Source organism: Arthrobacter sp. G.S.26 (assembly GCF_050847375.1).
Taxonomy (GTDB): Bacteria; Actinomycetota; Actinomycetes; order Actinomycetales; family Micrococcaceae; genus Arthrobacter.
Genome location: NZ_CP193752.1, coordinates 181,496 through 196,287, shown reverse-complemented (window position 1 = coordinate 196,287; position 14,792 = coordinate 181,496). Strand labels below are relative to the sequence as shown.

The following is a 14,792-nucleotide window of genomic DNA, read 5'->3' as shown; positions in this document are numbered from 1 at the left end:
TGCTGCCGGTGGTCGACGCCGGCCGCCCCTGAGTTTATTCAGCCCGGGCTGCGGGACGGGACCAGCCGGACAGCGTAACGGCCATCAGCACCGCCGAACGGCGCCATGCTGACATCCGCCCCGGGCGCCAGCACGTCAACGGCCGCCGTAAAAGTGACCCCGTTGCAGGGAACGCCCACCGGGTCGACGATCCCTGCTCCGTTGCTGCTCATGGAAAACCTGGCCCCGGTCGGCCCGTCGCAGATGAAATGCAGCTCGTAGCTGCCCGGCCGCGTGGACATGCTGATGCTGGTGGCATGGTTTGCGGCGGTGCTGGCCATGGTTTGGCCCGGGATTGAGGGCTTGAACTGCTGCGCCGACCACTCAGACATGTCTTCCAACTCCGCGGCCCGCGGGTCCGTGTTGGGCCGGATGGCCACACCGGCGGCGGCCGGCTTGGCCAGGGACGAGGCGGAGCGAATGGTGACCGGGCCACGGGGTGGCGGAGGAACCGCTCCAGGCCTGAGGAACACTGGTACGGCGTCGTCATCGGCGCGTTCCCGCCGTCGACAACGGAAGTTTCAACGGATGACGCCGGCACACGCACCTTTCACCGTATAGTCGCCCGGAGCAAGGTCAACGGTGATCTCCCCGGCCGGCGCCGGCTTCGATGGCACCCCCGGGCCCTGGGCCGCGGCGCCCAGCAGCCGCCCCACTTCGGTGGCGTTTTCCTCGAAGGAACGCTTGGGCGCCGCTGATGGCTTCTGCGCCAGCTGCCTACGCCGTTTCTCGCGGATGTCGGCGCCCGGGACTACACTGAACTAATCGAACATATTTTCGAATAAGGGTGTGTTGTGGGCGTTATTGTTGGTCCCCGTGTGCTAACCGCGGGCGCCTCGCTGATCTCGGTACTGGTCTCCCCCATGCCTGTCGCAGCGGGGTACCCGTCGCCGGCCCAGGACTACTTTGACGGCCGGATCGATCTGAATGCGCACCTCATTAAGGACATCACCAGCACCTTTGTGGTCCGGGTGACCGGGGATTCCATGGAGGGTGCCGGCATCAGCGACGGTGACGAGCTGATCGTCAACCGGGCCCTCGAACCCAAGGACGGCTCGGTGGTCATCGCCGTCCTGGACGGCGAGCTGACGGTCAAACGGCTCCGCATTACGCCGGCCGGTGTGGTGCTTCAGGCCGAGAACCCCCGGTATCCGGACATCAGGGTGTCGGCATTGTCGGACCTGACGGTATGGGGTGTGGCCACCCGATGCCTGCACCACGTCTAAACAGCCCCCGGGCCCCGGCCGACGGCCGGCATGTCTAAGCCGGCGCTGATGCGGCAACTCCCGCAGATCGCCCACGTGGACGTGAACTGCTTCTACGCGTCGGCGGAGCGCGCCTTTGATCCCAGCCTGGAAGGCAAGCCGCTGGTGGTGCTGTCCAACAACGACGGGTGCGCCGTGACTCGTTCCCCGGAGGCGAAGGCGCTGGGCATTCCGGTGGGTGAGCCGTGGTTCAAGCTGGCCCCGCGCGCCAAGGAGTGGGGCCTGGTGGCGCGCTCCAGCAACTACGAGCTGTACGGGGACATCAGCGCCCGGGTCATGGAACTCCTGGGCCGCCACTCGGCCTGGCTGGAGGTCTACAGCATCGACGAGGCCTTCCTCGGCGTCAAAGGCGAGCCGGAGGAGCTGCTGGCCTTGGGCCGGATTATGAAGACGGCGGTCCTGCGGCATGTGGGAGTGCCGGTCTGCGTGGGAATCGCACCCACCAAAACACTGGCCAAGCTGTGCAACAAGTGGGCCAAAAACAACCCGTCGTTCCACGGCGTCTGCCATTGGGACTCCGTCCCAGGATCCGTCCGGGAAAACCTCCTGGGCAAGCTTCCCGTCGACCAGATCTGGGGCGTGGCCGGCCGGCTCAGCAAGCGGCTGAACGCGATCGGAATCCACTCCATCCTGGACTTGTCCCGGGCGGACCCGGTGGCCATCCGGGACAAATTCTCGGTGGTCATGATGCGCACCGTCCTGGAGCTGCGCGGCACCCCCTGTATTCCCCTGGAAGAGGAGCGCATCGGCCGGGACCAACTCATCTTCTCCAGGTCCTTCGCTACTCCGGTGACCACCACCGCGGCAATGCGCCAGGTCCTGAGCATTTACGGCCAGCAGGCCAGCGCCCGGCTGGCCAAGCACGGGCTGCAGGCCAAAGTGCTCACCGCGTACGCGGCCACGTCTGCGTTCAGTGGGCAGGAACAGGCGTATCCCAGCGTCTGTGTGCCCCTCCCCATGCCCACCGCGGACCCCCTCCTGCTCACCCGGGCAGCCCATGCCCTGCTGCCCCGCCTCCGGGACGGGCTCAGGTACGCCAAAGTGGGCCTGATGCTCACGGACCTGCGCCCCACCGGCAACCAGTCGCCGCTGGAACTGTTCGAAAACCCGCACGAGGAACGCGGCATCGGCGTCCTCCTGGCGGATGTCAGCAAACGGTTCGGCCGGGGCGCCATCGGGCTGGGCCATGGCGGCATCAAAAGCGGACTCGACTGGACCATGAAGCGGGACATGCGCTCCCCCAGGTACACCACGCACTGGGCGGAACTGCCACTGGTCAAGGCAGCCTGACGGCCCCTGATCCGGCCGCAGGAAGACGTCCCGCGTCCTTGGATGACGCCTGGCTACGCCACGTTGAGCCTTCGCGTCGTCCCGTGAACGTGCGCGACCGGAACGATTGTGGCCCTGCCGGGCGCTCCGTACTCTCAACTCAGCATCCCCCACCGAAGGAATCCCCGATGTCTGAATCCCAGGACAAGAGTCCTCAGAGTTCCACCCGCATTGTGGCCGGCCAGTCCGCAGCCCCGAAACGCCCGCTCGGCCTGAAGATCGGCATCGCCGCCGCCGTCCTGGCCCTCCTGGGTGGCGGTGTCGCCGTCGCGTCAGCCGTCAACGCCAACAACGGCGGCACAACCCCCGCCGCGGACAGCGCCCCTGCCGGCAACCCGGCCGCCGACCTGAAGCTGGGCTACTTCGGCAACGTCACGCACGCCCCGGCGCTGGTGGGAGTCAGCAAGGGCTTCATCGCCGAAGAGCTGGGCAGCACCAAACTCAGCACCCAGGTCTTCAACGCGGGCCCGGCCGCCATCGAGGCCCTCAACGCCGGCGCCATCGACGCCACCTACATCGGTCCCAACCCGGCCATCAACTCGTTCGTCAAGAGCCAGGGCCAGTCCATCAACATCATCGCCGGCGCTGCAGCAGGCGGCGCCCAGCTGGTGGTCCGGCCGGAGATCACCTCCGCCGCCGACCTCAAGGGCAAAACCCTGGCCACCCCGCAACTGGGCGGTACCCAGGACGTCGCACTCCGTGCCTGGCTCGTCACGCAGGGCTACAAGACCAACGTGGACGGCAGCGGCGACGTCGCCATCAACCCCACCGAAAACGCCCAGACCCTCAAACTCTTCCAGGATGGAAAGCTGGATGGCGCCTGGGTTCCCGAGCCGTGGGCCTCCCGCCTCGTGCTGACCGCCGGCGCCAAGGTGCTGGTGGATGAAAAGGACCTGTGGGACGGCTCGCTGTCCGGCAAGCCCGGCGAATTCCCCACCACCATCCTGATCGTCAACCAGAAGTTCGCAGCCGACCACCCGGACACTGTAAAGGCGCTGCTAAAAGGCCACGTGAAGTCGGTTGAATGGCTGAACAAGGCTTCCGACGGCGAGAAGGCCACCGTCATCAACGCAGCCCTCAAGGAAGCTGCCGGCGCCGAACTGAAAGCCGACGTGATTGACCGGTCCCTCAAGAACATCGTGTTCACCGTGGACCCGCTGGCCGGAACCTACCAGAAGCTCCTGGCCGACGGCGTCACCGCCGGCACCACCAAGCAGGCGGACATCAACGGCATCTTCGACCTGCGTGCCCTCAACAGCGTGTCCGGCGAGCAGACCTCAGCTGCGAAACTCGGCAAGGAGTAACACCGGCTTCAGCCAGGACGCTCTCACTAGATGCGCCATTTTGGCCAACACCCGCTCACCGTCCCCAGGAAAGTGAGCGGGCGTTGGCGATTTAGGCGCATTAAGTGAGGGAACGGCCATCCGATGGGTATCGGTGAGGCAGATAGTTGATATCGAAAAACTCGCCTTCCCCAAATATATGAAGTGCTTCACAGTGGTTACAGGACCTGCACCAAACCGACCGCAGCCAGTAACCAGAAGGACTTCAACGTGGAAACTCCCCTCTCCCATCTTGCCCACCTCGAGATCACCGCCCCGGACGTCGAAGCGTCGGCACGGTTCTACGAGGAAAAGTTCGGCATGCGCATCATCGACCGCGTGGATGGCAACGTTTACCTGCGCTGCTGGGGCGACTACTACCGCTACAGCCTGGTCGTCACCGAAGGCCCCGAAGCGTCCCTGGGCCGGATGGCCTGGCGCACCAACTCCCAGGCAGCTCTCGAAGCCGCCGCCCAGCGCGTCGAAGCGACGGGTGTGCAGGGCACCTGGACCGCCGGCGGCCACGGCTACGGCAAGGCCTACGAGTTCACTGGCCCCTACGGTCACCACATGCGCCTGTTCTACGACGTGGAAAAGTTCGTGGCCGAGCCCGGCTTCGAATCCACCTACCCGGACCGCCCGGAGCGCCGCAGCAGCCACGCCGCCGCCCCCCGTTTCCTGGACCACGTCACCGTCGCGTCCTCCGACGTGCGCGGCTTCGCCAAGTGGTACAACGAGGCCCTGGGCTTCCGAGTCATGGCGTTCGTTGACCTGGACGAAGCACCCATCACCGTGTTTTCCGTGCTGACCACCAACGAAAAGTCGCACGACCTCGGCGTTGTCCTGGACACCTCCAGCCGCGCCGGCCGCGTCAACCACATCGCCTTCTGGGTGGACGCCACCGAGGACCTGCTCCGCACCGCCGACGTCATGATGGAAAACGGCACCCCGATGGAATACGGCCCCTCCATCCACGGCGTGGGTGAGCAGAACTTCCTCTATTTCCGCGACCCCTCCGGCCTGCGCGTGGAGCTCAACTCCGGCGGCTACCGCAACTACGTCCCGGACTGGGAAGCCAACACCTGGAAGCCCTCGCTCGGTTCCAACAACTTCTACAAGAACGGCGCTATGCCGCACTCCATGACTGAATCCTTCCCGCCGGCCGAGGGCTTCACTGCCACGGAGGAAGGTGCGTCCCCGGAAATGAAGGAAGCCCTCCTGAACCCGTACGCCAAGCAGGGCCGGGGCTAAGACACCATGGCTGAAACCTATGCACTCGTCCGGTTCCAGGAAGCCGGCGACGCCAAGGCACGCACCGGCCTGCTGGTGGACGGCCGGGTCCTGCCGCTGGACGGGGACATCAACTCCCTGATCGAGCACTGGGACACCACCGAACCACAACTGGACTCGCTGGCCGCCTCCGCTGACAGGCACACCGGCCTGGCCCTGGCCGACGTCGAAATCCTCGCCCCGGTGGAGCCAGCGCAGGTCCTGCAGACCGGCGCGAACTACCGCAAGCACGTGATCGACCTCGCCGCAGCCCACCGCGAACCCGGCGAGGACGAGGAGGAAGTGCGCGCCAAGACCGCCGCCATGATGGACAAGCGCGCAGGCCAGGGCACGCCGTACTTCTTCATCGGGCTCCCGACGGCGATCGCGTCCGCCACGGACGACCTCACCCTGCCGTCCTACTCCACGTCCCATGACTGGGAGCTGGAACTGGCAGCAGTGATCGGAAAGACGGCATTCCGGGTCACCCCCGAGGAAGCCCTGGAGTACGTGTTCGGCTACACCATGGTCAACGACATCACCACCCGCGAATACGTCTTCCGCAAGGACATGCCCGCCATCGGCTCCGACTGGTACCGCGCCAAAAACGCGCCGGGCTTCCTGCCCACCGGGCCGCTGCTGGTGCCCGCCAAGTTCTTCGGCGACCCGCAGGACGTCCAGGTCACCCTGAAGCTCAACGGCAAAGCCATGCAGGATGAGTCCACGCAGGACATGATTTTCGGTGTCGCCAAGCTGGTCAGCGAAGCATCGCAGATCATGCCGCTGCGCCCGGGCGACCTCGTTCTGACCGGCAGCCCAGCCGGCAACGGCCAGCACTGGGGCCGCCTGCTCCAGGACGGAGACGTGATGGAAGGCACCATCACCGGGCTCGGCACCCAGCTGATCCATTGCAAGGACGAACCCACAAGTGAAGGTGTCCAGTGACCACCCAGGACACAGCACCAACCGGCACCGGGGAATCAACTGATTCCCCGGTTATCCGGCGTGACGATCCGCTCGGCAGCATCCGCGCCATGGCCGCGGCCCACAACAACTGGGGCCGCTGGGGCCAGGACGACGTCCTGGGCACCCTGAACTTCATCGACGCCGCCAAGCGCGTCGAAGCCGCAGCACTGGTGAAGACCGGTGAGGCGTTCTCGCTATCCCAGCCGTTCGACACCAACGGCCCGCAAAAGGGCTGGCGCCGCCGCACAAACCCCGTCCACACCATGACGGACACCGGGGTGGACGCCGAACGCGGCAACCAGGGTTTCCCGCACGGCTTCGGCGGCGCGGACGACGTGATCGCCATGCCGCTGCAGTGCTCCACCCAGTGGGACGGCCTGGGCCACATCTTTGACCAGGGCAAGGCCTGGAACGGCCGCGCCGCCGGGGACGTCGTCACCTCCGAGGGCGACCTGGTGACCGGCATCGAGACTGCCGCCGCCAAGATCGTCACCCGGGGCGTGCTGCTCGACGTCGGCCGGGCGCTTGGCCCCGAGCTGGGAAGGAACGACGGCGAACTGCCGGACGGCTTCGCCATCACCCCGGAACACCTCCAGCGGACCATCGAGCTCCAAGGCCCCAGCTCAACCGTGGGCCGGGGCGACATCGTGGTAATCCGCACCGGACAATACACGCGGGTCTGCCGCGACGGCTGGGGCGACTACGCCGGCGGCTCAGCCCCCGGCCTGTCCTTTACCACCGCGCCCTGGCTGCACCGCTCAGAAATCGCCGGGATCGCCACTGACACCTGGGGTTTCGAGGTCCGTCCGAACGAGTTCGACGCCGCCTTCCAGCCCCTGCACCAGATCGCCATCCCCAACCTTGGCCTGTTCCTGGGCGAGATGTGGGACCCGGACGGGCTGGCCGAAGCGTGCGCAGCGGACGGCAGGTACGACTTCCTGCTCACCGCAGCCCCGCTCCCGATCACGGGGGCCGTTGGCTCGCCGGTCAATCCGATCGCGGTCCGGTAGCTTTCAGCTAAAGCAGAACAACCACCAGCAGTATCGCCGTCAATACAAAGGAGTCAGCGATGGCAGCAGTACAGAACGTCGGAATCGTTGGGGCGGGAGCCGCCGGGCTGGCCGCAGCCATCCTCCTGGCCGACGCCGGAATCCAGGTCGAAATCCTCGAAAAAGCGGACGCCCCGCAGAGCCTCGGGTCCGGCATCACCCTGCAGGGCAACGCGTTGCGGGTGCTCCGCCAGCTCGGTGTCTGGGACCAGGTGGAGGCGAAAGGTTACGGGTTCAGCACCCTGGGCCTGCGCGCCCCCGACCCCGCCGGCACCGTCATCGCCGTCCTCGAAGACATCCGTACCGGCGGCGATGACCTTCCCGCCACCATGGGCATGTACCGCCCGGACCTCACCGCCATCCTCCGCGAACGGGCCGAACAGGCCGGTGCACGGATCAGCTACGGAAGGACCGTCACCGGAATAACGGACGACGGCGGGTCCGTCACCGTCAGCACCGCCGACGGCGGCACCGCCACATACGATCTCCTGATTGGCGCCGACGGCCTGCACTCAGCCGTGCGCAAGGCCATCGGCATCGACGTGGAACCCCAGCCCACCGGCATGGGCATCTGGCGTGCCTTCGTGGAGCGGCCCGACGAGGTGGTCCGCACCGACCTGACCTACGGCGGCCCCTGCTTCATCGCCGGCTACTGCCCCACCGGCCCGGACACCATCTACGCCTACCTCGTGGAGAAGGCGCAGGAACGCAAACACGAGGACGGACCCCGCATCATGGCCGAACTCGCCGCAGCCTACGGCGGCCCGTGGAAGGAAATCCGCGCCAACCTGGACCACAGCGCACGGATCAATTACACGTGGTTCACCACCCACCTGGTGGACGGTCCCTGGAACCGCGGCCGCACCGTGATCATCGGCGACGCAGCACACAGCTGCCCACCCACGGTGGCCCAGGGTGCCGCCATGGCCCTGGAGGACGCGACCGTTCTCGCTGAACTGCTGATCCAGGCCGACGAGATCACCGAAACGCTCTGGAAAGAATTCACCGACCGACGCCTGGACCGGGCCACGGCAGTAGTTACCGCCTCCGTCCAGCTGGGCCAGTGGATGCTCGACGGCGTCCGCGACGCCAACGTGCCCGGCCTGATGAACTCGCTGTCCACCATGCTGAAGGAACCCGCATGAGCACCGCTCCCGTTCAAGTACCTATCGTGGACGTCCACGCCCATATCCTGCTTCCGGCCCTGCAACAGCTCGTGGCCGAGGCGGACCCCGAAGGCTTCGGCGCCCAGCAGGCTCTGGAAGTCCGGCGCAACGGGCCCGAGTCCATGACCGCTTCGGGCAGGATGATCAAGGAACGCTGGCCGCAGCTGACCGACCTCGACCGCCGGCTCGCGGATATGGATGCCCAGGGCGTCGATGTGCAGCTGGTCTCGCCGTCGCCGTCGCACTTCTACTACTTCGCCGGCGGGGAACTGGCCCTGAAGCTGGCGAAAGCTGCCAACCAGGCGGTGCGGGAGTTCGTGGACCGCGCGCCCGGGCGGCTCAACGGCCTGGGCCTGGTCCCGCTCCAGCACCCTGCCCTGATGGTGGAGGCCCTGGAGCATGCGGTGCTGGAATGCGGGCTGTTGGGTGTGGAGATCGGCTCGTTCGCCGCCACCCCCGAGGACCCGGAGCGCAGCACCGTGGAACTGTCCGATCCCCGGCTGGAGCCATTCTGGACCCGCGCGGAGGAGCTGGGCGCCCTGGTGTTCCTGCACCCGTTTGGCTGCTCGCTGGATGAGCGGCTGGACCGCTTCTACCTGGCCAACACCGTTTCCCAGCCGGCCGAGAATGCGGTGGCCCTGTCCCACCTGATCTTCAGCGGCGTCCTGGACCGGCACCCTGAACTGAAAGTCCTGGCGGCACACGGCGGCGGCTACCTTCCCACCACCCTGGGCCGCTCGGACCGCGCGTGGACGGTCCGTCCCGAGGCGCACGGCTGTGCCCAGCCGCCGTCGTCCTACCTGAAGAAGCTGTACTTCGACTCGCTGGTCCACAGCCCCGCTGAACTGCGGGCACTCGTGGCCGCAGCCGGCCCGGAGCGCGTGCTGCTCGGCTCGGACTACCCGTTCGACATGGGATCAGACCTCCCGGTGGACGAGGTCCAGGCCGCCGGACTTCCGGCCGACGACGAAACCCAGGTTTTGGGCGGCAACGCACGCACGCTGGGCATCACCGCGGCGGCCGCCCTGGCCGCCCGACGCGACGCTTAAGGAACACGCACATGGTCAAGATTGCCCGTTGGGATCACGACGGCGGGACGCAGTCCGGCTTTGTGGACGGCGGAAACTGCTATGCCCTGCCCGCAGGCCAGTCCGTCCAGACGCTGCTCGACGCCGGACTTGAGGAGACGCTGGCACTTGCGCGTCAGGTGGTTGGTTCCGCTGCTGCCGTTCCCCTGGCGGACGTACACCTGCTCGCCCCACTGGAGCCGGCCACCATCCGCGACTTCGTGGCGTTTGAGGAACACGTCGAAGGCGTGCGGAAGAGCATCGACGGCGTGGCCGGCGTGGTGCCCGAATGGTACGAGGCACCCACCTTCTACTTCACCAACCCGCACACGGTGACGGGCACCGGCGAGGTCATCGGTATTCCGGCAGGGTGTACGGACCTGGACTTTGAGACGGAAGTGGCCGCCGTCGTCGGACGCGTTCCGGGCAGCGACGGGCGGAACCTGGGCGCGGAGGAGGCCCACCGGCACATTTTTGGGTACACCGTCCTCAACGACTGGTCGGCGCGGGACCTGCAGCGCCGGGAAATGAAGGTCAGCCTGGGGCCCTGCAAGGGCAAGGACTTCGCCAATACGCTGGGGCCTTGGATTGTCACGGCGGACGAGCTCGAGGACGTGCATGACGCCGAGGGGTTCCTGCCCATCTCCATGGCTGTCGAAGTCAACGGTGAGGCGATCGGCCAGGACCTGCTCTCCAACATGGGCTGGCCGTTCGCGGAGCTGGTGGCTTATGCCTCGCAGGACTCGGTGGTGCGGCCCGGCGACGTGCTGGGCTCCGGCACCTGCGGCAGCGGCTGCCTCGCCGAACTTTGGGGCCGGAACGGCGCCCGGACTCCCCCACCGCTGAAAACCGGCGACGTGGTCCGGATGACGGTGGAAGGAATCGGAACCATCGAAAACACCGTCGGCACCCGGCGCGAGGCCGTGACCCGGGTTCCCGCCCGGCCCCGTCCACGCAACCGGATTGCCGCTGCGGCTCCTTCCGGAGACGCCCTGCGCTGAACAGCCCCTCCCCCATCCGGGTTTCGGCTGGTCCCGAGGACGGTCCTCAGCCGTGTTCCGCGGCAGTGCCGGCAGCCGGAGCCGCAGAGTCTGCGGCGAGGGCTTGCCGCCGACGGTAGATCTGGACCGCAATGGCGGTGGGGATCGCAGCCAAAGCGGTGATCCGCATCCAGGGCCGGTCCAGGACATGGCCGGTGAGCGCATCCAGGGAGTACGGTCCGGAGCCGCCAATAGTGAACGCGGCGGCAGCCAGGCCCAGGACGGCCGGGTACTCGAGGCCGCCCTCCTGGGCGAAGAAACCGTTCGGGGCGTGGACGCTGGCCGCTACGCCCATGGTGGTTGCGGCAGCGGCGCCCGCGGCAGGGGTGGCCAAGCCCAGGGCCATGGCAAGCCCGGCTCCTGCTTCACCAACGCCCGCAAGGACGGCGCTTGCCTTAGCGGGGCGGAAGCCCATGGCGTGCATGCCCTCACTGGTGCCTTCGACGCCTCCCCCGCCGAACCAGCCGAAGAGTTTTTGGGATCCATGAGCCACGAGCACCCCTCCCAGAGCCACCCGGAACAGGGTCTGCGCGGCGGCCGCCGCCTCAGGGCTGGTGGTTACATTGCTCATAACAGTCCTCCTTGGGTTGTTTGAGTCGCTGCACGGCTCGTTTCAGCATGAGTCTACGGCTGCGCGACCACCGCGTCACAGGAGAGCATCAGGCAGGTACCCCTCCGGCAGCAGGCACCAGCCGTGGGTCTACGGGGTATCCGCCGCGTGGATAGCCACCGGATGCGCGTTGACGGGAAAGAGCTCGTGGAGCCGGGCGCAGGAGCGCTGGACCACGGACCGCAGCCACACGTTTGCCGGGTCCTCCGCCTGGGACGGATGCCAGTACATGGCCTCCACCAGGGACGCTTCGGTCCCGCCCGAGAACTCCAGCACCGCGATGTCCGCGCCGCGCTGCGCCCGTCCGGCCAGCATCCGCGGGACAAGTGCCACAAGGTCCGTGCCTTCGACCAGGAGCGGCAGGGAGAGGAAGCCGGCCACCACGGCCGCCACCCGGCGCTGGATGCCGCGCGCTTCGAACAGCTTGTCCGCCGGCGTGCTGATGCCCTCGCCGAAATAGCCGACGGCGTGGGGCACCGCGGTCAGGTCTTCGAGGGTCAGGAGCGGCTGCTGGAGCAGCGGGTTGCCGGCGTCGGCCACGGCCACAAAGCTGTCACGGAAAAGCTGTTTGCTGGCTCCCTGCATCTGGTATCCCGTGGGCCCCACCAGCAGGTCGATCCTGGAGTAGTCGGCCATCTGGCCCTGGATCCCGGAGCCGGCGGTGGGGACGAAATCCACGGAAACGCCCGGTGCTTCTTCCCGCAGTATCCCGCGCAGCGGTCCGACGATGAGCGCCGCAGCGTAGTCGGAGGCGGCGATGATGAACTCCCGCTCACTGGTGGCGGCGTCGAACCCGGACCGCACGCGCGTGGCCCGCTGGATGTGAAGCATGGCTTCATCAACCAGCGGGACCAACGACTGGGCAAAAGGCGTGAGGTCGTAGGTGCGGCCGTTTCGGACCAGCAGTTCGTCGTCGAAATGGCGCCGGAGCCTGGCCATCGCCGCGCTGGTGGCCGGCTGGCTGAGCTGGAGCCGCTCCGCCGCCCGGGAGATGTTGCGTAGTTCCAGGAGGACCTGAAGTTGGGGCAGCAGGTTCAGGTCCAGGTTCTTCATACCCACAGGTTATCCGTGCCCGGAGTTCCGCCCTTCCAAGGCCGGCTACTGGCTGACCGGCACCAGGCGCGGTCCCCGGACCAGGACGGCGAGGAGGGCCACCGCGCATGCGATGCCCAAGGCGCCCAGGGCAAACCCGAGGCTGCCCAACCCCGCCGCGGCCGCGCCGAGGACGATGGGAGTCAGGAACTGGCCGATGAACAAGGTTCCGGTCCAGATGCCGGTGCCGCGGCCGCGCTGCTGGTATTCGAGTCCGTTCACGGCCCAGGTCAGGAGGGTGGGCAGCAGGACACCGGTTCCCGCGCTGGCTATGACGGCCCCGGCAATGGCCAGCGGAACATTCCCGGCAACGGAAACGAGTGAAAGTCCCACGGCGGCCAGACCGAAGGCGAGCGCCAGCAGGTTCTTCGTGCCCAGCTTCACCAGGAAGCGGAAGGAGATGGCGCCCGCTGCGGTGGCGAGGGATGCGATGGCTGCGGCGAGCCCGATGAGTGCCGCGTCGGCAACGCCGAGGCCGGTGATGACATACGGCAGATGCACGATGAGGGCGTAGAACACGATGCCCCCGAACAGCGTGACTGCGGCCGGGGCGCCGATCTGCCATCCACGGGACGGATGGACGCCGGCCTAACCCTCCCCCAACGCCCCGTTCAGCTCGGCGCGCGTGGGCGGGTTGGCGCCGGGCCGGGACACGGTGACTGCGGCGGCGCGGGCGGCGTGAGCCAGGAGCTCGCCCAGGCCCTCGGCGGAAAGCGCGCGGAGCACGTCACGGTTCTGCGCCCCGTCCAGCCCCCGGTCCACCAGGCCTGACAGCAAAGCGGCCATAAAGGAATCCCCGGCACCCACGGTGTCAGCCACAGTCACAGAAGGGGCCGGGTACTCGGCAACGCCGGCGGCAGTGATGCCCCACGGGCCGTCGGCGCCACGGGTCACCACCACCATCGCCGGCCCTTCGGAGCCGCCCAGCGCCAGCCAGTGCCGCGCCGATTCAAGCACGTCCCGGCCCGGATACAGCCACGCCAGGTCCTCATCCGAGGCCTTGACCACGTCGGCGAGCGCGACGAACTTCTCGGCCTGGCCGCGCGCATAGTCCACATCGGTGATGATGCTGGGGCGGCAGTTGGGATCGAAGCTGATGGTGGCGGACGGGTGCGCGAACTCGACGGCGGCCAGCACGTCAGCGGCGCCGGGAGCCAGCATGGTGGCGATGGATCCGGTGTGCAGGAGCGTGGTGCCCTGCAGCATAAAGGCGATCCTGTCGGCCAGGCCGGGGAGCTCCCAGGCGAGGTCGAACGTGTAGGTGGCGGCGCCGTCGTCGTCAATCAACGCGGTGGCCACGCTGGTGGGCAGGCCGTCGGGCCCCTGCGGCAGCATCACCGAGCTGGCGCGCAGGTGCGCGGCCACGGAGTCGCCATACGCGTCCCGGCCGTACCGGCCGATGAACTGCACCGGGTGGTCCAGGCGGGCCAGGCCCACCGCAACATTGAGCGGGCTACCGCCCACGTGGGCTTCGATTCCGGAGGCGCGCTGGACTACGTCAACAAGGCCTTCGCCGATAACTGTGAGCATGGACATACTCTGCCAGAGAAGTGGGTCCGGCAGCAGTTCGTTTCACTCCGGTCAGCGCAGCAGCCCCTGGAGCAGTCCCCGGCACCTGGCATACGCCGCGGCCCCCGGGTCGATCAGCGAAAAGTGGTCTCCCGGCACCATCACCAGATGGGCGGGCTGGTGCCCCGCCTGGGCCGCGTCCGTGTAACTGGTGGACATGGCGAGCGGGACGGTGGTGTCGTCCACCGCATGGACGGCGTACACGGGAACGTCCAACGGCAGGGCATTCATGGGATCCGCGGCCCGGTACCGGTCCGGGAAGTCCGACGACGGCCCACCCAGCAGGTTGGCCACCGCCCCGTCGCTGAGATTCAGTTTCTCCGCCTCGGTGAGGTTCAGGACGCCGGACTGGCTCACCACACCCGCGAGCCGGACGGCGTCGGGCCCGCTGCCCAGCCCGTCCTGCTCCGGGGCGGGACCGAACCCGGCCAACCGGGAACGCCCCGCCGCCCACACCGCCAGGTGCCCACCGGCTGAATGGCCCAGCGCCACCACGTTGGCCAGGTCAAGGCCGTGTTCCCCGGCCAGTCCGCGAAGCCTGTCGATGCCGGCCAGAACGTCCTGGAAGGTTTCCGGCCAGCCGCCGCCATTGCCCGCGCGGCGGTATTCCAGGTTCCAGGCTGCCATGCCGTGGGCGGCGAGGTCCCCGGCCAGCGGCTCGCCCAGCTCGGCACCGTACTGTGCGCGCCAGTAGCCGCCGTGAATTACCACCACCACGCCCTGGCTGGTCCTGTTGGCGGGGCTTTCCGGAAGGAACAGCTCGCCCCACTGGCTGGGATCGTCGCCGTAGGTGTAGCGGTGCCGCTGAACAGTGATGTCTTCGATGGGGTCCCCCGTGGATGGTTGCGTGGTCGACGTCCGCCCGGCGCCAGGCTCCGAAGCCGGGCTGCAGGCTGCCAGCGCGGCCGCGGCAACTGAGGCCAGGAGCGCTCGACGCCGGAAGCCAGTCATGTTCCGACACTATCGCGGGTGCAACGGGGGAACGTCCCAGGCCCCCGGATGCCGCCCG

General features: G+C 67.7%; 15 protein-coding genes. 9 read left to right on the top strand and 6 right to left on the bottom strand.

Translation table 11 applies throughout. The features are described from left to right. Positions 1–38 precede the first annotated feature (38 nt). Positions 39–371 carry a hypothetical protein gene (locus ACRB8A_RS00900; RefSeq protein ID WP_432245393.1) on the bottom strand — a complete coding sequence of 111 codons (333 nt, stop codon included), beginning with the start codon at positions 369–371 and terminating at the stop codon, positions 39–41. Positions 372–833: 462 nt separating this feature from the next. Between ACRB8A_RS00900 and ACRB8A_RS00895 the strand changes: the two genes are divergently transcribed. The 9 genes from ACRB8A_RS00895 (at position 834) to ACRB8A_RS00855 (ending at position 10,473) form a co-directional block, all read left to right on the top strand. Further along, the gene (locus ACRB8A_RS00895; RefSeq protein WP_432245392.1) at positions 834–1,265 is read left to right on the top strand and encodes a LexA family protein; all 432 of its coding nucleotides are present in this window, start codon (positions 834–836) and stop codon (positions 1,263–1,265) included. A 30-nt stretch (positions 1,266–1,295) separates the two neighbouring features. Next, positions 1,296–2,594 carry a Y-family DNA polymerase gene (locus tag ACRB8A_RS00890; RefSeq protein ID WP_432245391.1) on the top strand — a complete coding sequence of 433 codons (1,299 nt, stop codon included), beginning with the start codon at positions 1,296–1,298 and terminating at the stop codon, positions 2,592–2,594. A gap of 167 nt (positions 2,595–2,761) precedes the next feature. After that, entirely contained in the window at positions 2,762–3,937 is a 1,176-nt protein-coding gene (locus ACRB8A_RS00885; RefSeq protein WP_432245390.1) for an ABC transporter substrate-binding protein, read from the top strand. Between the two features lie 249 nt (positions 3,938–4,186). Continuing rightward, positions 4,187–5,206 carry a VOC family protein gene (locus ACRB8A_RS00880; protein ID WP_432245389.1) on the top strand — a complete coding sequence of 340 codons (1,020 nt, stop codon included), beginning with the start codon at positions 4,187–4,189 and terminating at the stop codon, positions 5,204–5,206. 6 nt (positions 5,207–5,212) lie between these two features. Next, positions 5,213–6,169: a fumarylacetoacetate hydrolase family protein gene (locus ACRB8A_RS00875; protein ID WP_432245388.1), complete on the top strand. Its 957-nt coding sequence runs from the start codon at positions 5,213–5,215 to the stop codon at positions 6,167–6,169. Next, positions 6,166–7,200, top strand: a complete 1,035-nt coding sequence (locus ACRB8A_RS00870; RefSeq protein ID WP_432245387.1) for a cyclase family protein — start codon at positions 6,166–6,168, stop codon at positions 7,198–7,200. The genes ACRB8A_RS00875 and ACRB8A_RS00870 overlap by 4 nt, the downstream gene beginning before the upstream one ends. 59 nt (positions 7,201–7,259) lie before the next feature. Further along, complete coding sequence (locus ACRB8A_RS00865; RefSeq protein ID WP_285241168.1) at positions 7,260–8,384, top strand: FAD-dependent monooxygenase; 1,125 nt, start codon at positions 7,260–7,262, stop codon at positions 8,382–8,384. After that, the gene (locus ACRB8A_RS00860) at positions 8,381–9,454 is read left to right on the top strand and encodes an amidohydrolase family protein (protein WP_285241169.1); all 1,074 of its coding nucleotides are present in this window, start codon (positions 8,381–8,383) and stop codon (positions 9,452–9,454) included. The genes ACRB8A_RS00865 and ACRB8A_RS00860 overlap by 4 nt, the downstream gene beginning before the upstream one ends. A gap of 11 nt (positions 9,455–9,465) precedes the next feature. Then, positions 9,466–10,473 (top strand): fumarylacetoacetate hydrolase family protein, encoded by a 1,008-nt coding sequence (locus tag ACRB8A_RS00855; RefSeq protein ID WP_050683748.1) that lies wholly within the window; start codon positions 9,466–9,468, stop codon positions 10,471–10,473. A gap of 46 nt (positions 10,474–10,519) precedes the next feature. Here the strand turns inward: ACRB8A_RS00855 and ACRB8A_RS00850 are convergent, their stop codons facing one another. From ACRB8A_RS00850 to ACRB8A_RS00830, 5 genes are all read right to left on the bottom strand, one after another. After that, the gene (locus ACRB8A_RS00850) at positions 10,520–11,083 is read right to left on the bottom strand and encodes a DoxX family protein (protein WP_432245386.1); all 564 of its coding nucleotides are present in this window, start codon (positions 11,081–11,083) and stop codon (positions 10,520–10,522) included. Between the two features lie 129 nt (positions 11,084–11,212). Beyond that, positions 11,213–12,175: a LysR family transcriptional regulator gene (locus ACRB8A_RS00845; RefSeq protein ID WP_050683750.1), complete on the bottom strand. Its 963-nt coding sequence runs from the start codon at positions 12,173–12,175 to the stop codon at positions 11,213–11,215. A 45-nt stretch (positions 12,176–12,220) separates the two neighbouring features. Then, positions 12,221–12,748, bottom strand: a complete 528-nt coding sequence (locus ACRB8A_RS00840) for an MFS transporter (RefSeq protein ID WP_432246076.1) — start codon at positions 12,746–12,748, stop codon at positions 12,221–12,223. 54 nt (positions 12,749–12,802) lie between these two features. Then, positions 12,803–13,744: a carbohydrate kinase family protein gene (locus ACRB8A_RS00835; protein WP_285241174.1), complete on the bottom strand. Its 942-nt coding sequence runs from the start codon at positions 13,742–13,744 to the stop codon at positions 12,803–12,805. Between the two features lie 51 nt (positions 13,745–13,795). Beyond that, the gene (locus ACRB8A_RS00830) at positions 13,796–14,734 is read right to left on the bottom strand and encodes an alpha/beta hydrolase (protein ID WP_432245385.1); all 939 of its coding nucleotides are present in this window, start codon (positions 14,732–14,734) and stop codon (positions 13,796–13,798) included. Positions 14,735–14,792: the final 58 nt, after the last annotated feature.

Bases quoted from the DNA above. Each gene is read 5' to 3' on its own strand.
- ACRB8A_RS00885 (WP_432245390.1), top strand. From the start codon at position 2,762: ATGTCTGAATCCCAGGACAAGAGTCCTCAGAGTTCCACCCGCATTGTG.
- ACRB8A_RS00865 (WP_285241168.1), top strand. From the start codon at position 7,260: ATGGCAGCAGTACAGAACGTCGGAATCGTTGGGGCGGGAGCCGCCGGG.
- ACRB8A_RS00900 (WP_432245393.1), bottom strand. From the start codon at position 371: ATGTCTGAGTGGTCGGCGCAGCAGTTCAAGCCCTCAATCCCGGGCCAA.
- ACRB8A_RS00890 (WP_432245391.1), top strand. From the start codon at position 1,296: ATGTCTAAGCCGGCGCTGATGCGGCAACTCCCGCAGATCGCCCACGTG.
- ACRB8A_RS00875 (WP_432245388.1), top strand. From the start codon at position 5,213: ATGGCTGAAACCTATGCACTCGTCCGGTTCCAGGAAGCCGGCGACGCC.
- ACRB8A_RS00850 (WP_432245386.1), bottom strand. From the start codon at position 11,083: ATGAGCAATGTAACCACCAGCCCTGAGGCGGCGGCCGCCGCGCAGACC.
- ACRB8A_RS00860 (WP_285241169.1), top strand. From the start codon at position 8,381: ATGAGCACCGCTCCCGTTCAAGTACCTATCGTGGACGTCCACGCCCAT.
- ACRB8A_RS00835 (WP_285241174.1), bottom strand. From the start codon at position 13,744: ATGCTCACAGTTATCGGCGAAGGCCTTGTTGACGTAGTCCAGCGCGCC.
- ACRB8A_RS00855 (WP_050683748.1), top strand. From the start codon at position 9,466: ATGGTCAAGATTGCCCGTTGGGATCACGACGGCGGGACGCAGTCCGGC.
- ACRB8A_RS00830 (WP_432245385.1), bottom strand. From the start codon at position 14,734: ATGACTGGCTTCCGGCGTCGAGCGCTCCTGGCCTCAGTTGCCGCGGCC.
- ACRB8A_RS00845 (WP_050683750.1), bottom strand. From the start codon at position 12,175: ATGAAGAACCTGGACCTGAACCTGCTGCCCCAACTTCAGGTCCTCCTG.